The organism is Methylosinus sp. Ce-a6 (assembly GCF_009811655.1).
Taxonomy (GTDB): Bacteria; Pseudomonadota; Alphaproteobacteria; order Rhizobiales; family Beijerinckiaceae; genus Methylosinus.
The window spans coordinates 1-1,681 of record NZ_BGJX01000076.1 but is presented as its reverse complement, the minus strand read 5'-3'; the positions used below and the strand labels follow the sequence as shown (position 1 = coordinate 1,681).

1 protein-coding gene and 2 pseudogenes are annotated in these 1,681 nt (G+C 59.3%); all 3 read left to right on the top strand.

Annotated features, from left to right (window positions below; genetic code table 11):
- Window positions 1-81 precede the first annotated feature (81 nt).
- Window positions 82-447 (top strand): annotated as a pseudogene (locus Mspo_RS19350) (ATP-binding protein); the annotation flags it as partial.
- 61 nt (window positions 448-508) lie between these two features.
- Window positions 509-886: pseudogene (locus Mspo_RS19345) on the top strand (ATP-binding protein); the annotation flags it as partial.
- A gap of 362 nt (window positions 887-1,248) precedes the next feature.
- On the top strand, window positions 1,249-1,587 hold the full coding sequence (locus tag Mspo_RS19340) for an antibiotic biosynthesis monooxygenase (RefSeq protein ID WP_159732913.1): 339 nt from the start codon (window positions 1,249-1,251) through the stop codon (window positions 1,585-1,587).
- The last annotated feature ends 94 nt before the right edge of the window (window positions 1,588-1,681 follow it).

Sequence of the window (1,681 nt, the reverse complement as noted above, 5' to 3'; positions counted from 1 at the left end):
TCCACAAAGACCTGAAGGCCCGCGCCGGCGCCTGACGCTTCAGCCTATCCCGCCTGCGGCCCACGCCGGATGCTTACTTTCGCGCTGCTGATCGTCGACGAGATCGGCTATCTGCCGGTCACGCCGGGCGGCGGCAATCTGTTCTTCCAGCTCGTCAACGCCCGCTATGAGAAAGGCGCGATGATCCTCACCTCGAACCGCGGCTTCGCGGAATGGGGCGACATCTTCGGCGACGCCGTTGTCGCCACGGCGCTTCTCGACCGCCTCCTGCACCATGCCGTCGTCTTCCAGATCGAAGGCTCGAGCTATCGCCTGCGCGAGCATGCCGACCTCTTGCCCGAACATGTTCGGACAAAAGCCAGCATCCAGCCGGCGCCCATCCCGCCGACGCTCCGGCGTCGCGGAAGACCGCCCAAAAACGGAGGCGCCGATCAGATCGCCGGCTGATCGCCGTGCCCGCCAGACTGGGGAATTTTACTTCGGCGCTTCTGGGGAAATTAAAAGCGGCATTTACAGAAATTGCATTCGCGCTGGAAAACGCGGCCGATTCTTCAACACCGTCGAGCTCGTCAACAGGCTCGAGACTGAAGCGCGGGGAGGCCGTCAGGGACGCTTTGCGGAATATCTCACGAGAATGGACTTCATCATTCTCGACGAGCTCGGCTATCTGCCCTTTGCGCAACCGGGCGGACAATTGCTCTTCCATCTGATCAGCCGGCTCTACGAACGAACCTCGATCATCGTCACCACTAATCTCGCCTTTGGCGACTGGCCGAGCGTGTTCGGCGATGCGAAAATGACCAGCGCGCTGCTCGATCGCCTCACTCACCATTGCGACATCGTCGAAACCGGCAATGAAAGCTGGCGCTCCAAGAACCGCGCCTGACCCTCCCGATCACATCGCGAACCGAAACGCACTCGCCCCGGCTGCGCAACCCCGCCAGCTCCGCCGGGGCGAGCGCTCGCGTTCCGCCCTATAAAAAATGGGGGTCAATTTTGAACGCCGATCGGGGGTCAATTTTGGATGCCGATTGACATCGGCGACCACGAGGTTATGGCCTTCACCGACTTCGGCATCGAGAACCTCGTCGAACTCATCAAAATCCACAAAGAGATGAAGGTGCCCAAAGAGCGCTGATGCGATGCTCCGGTGGCCCACGGCCATTGCTTACCGCTCAACCTGACGGAAGCTCTCATCACAGAGGTACTCTACGACATCGCCAACGGACTTACGAAAGAGGTCACGGCATGACCATCACAGACACCGGAAACACGGGCTTTGTTCTAGAAATGGCGGTGCTCAACGTTCGGCCTGGAGAAGAAATCGCCTTCGAAAGTGCAATCCGAAAGGCACGTGCTCTCATCGCGGCGACGCCAGGATTCGTTGCGATCGAGATTCGCCGATGCATCGAGACATCATCCCGCTATCTGCTTCTCGTGACCTGGGAGAGGCTTGAGGATCATACGATCGGTTTTCGGCAATCAGATCGATACGCGGAATGGAGGGCGATGCTCCACCACTTCTATGACCCATTTCCAATCGTCGAGCACTACGCCTATCCACTAGATCTCGACGCCCCACCGTAATTTCCCGCGGCCCTCACCGGCTTTCAATTACCCACAAATGCACTCAGCGATATCGGTTAGGCGCGCGAGGCCGCGCCAGATAACAATGCTGCCC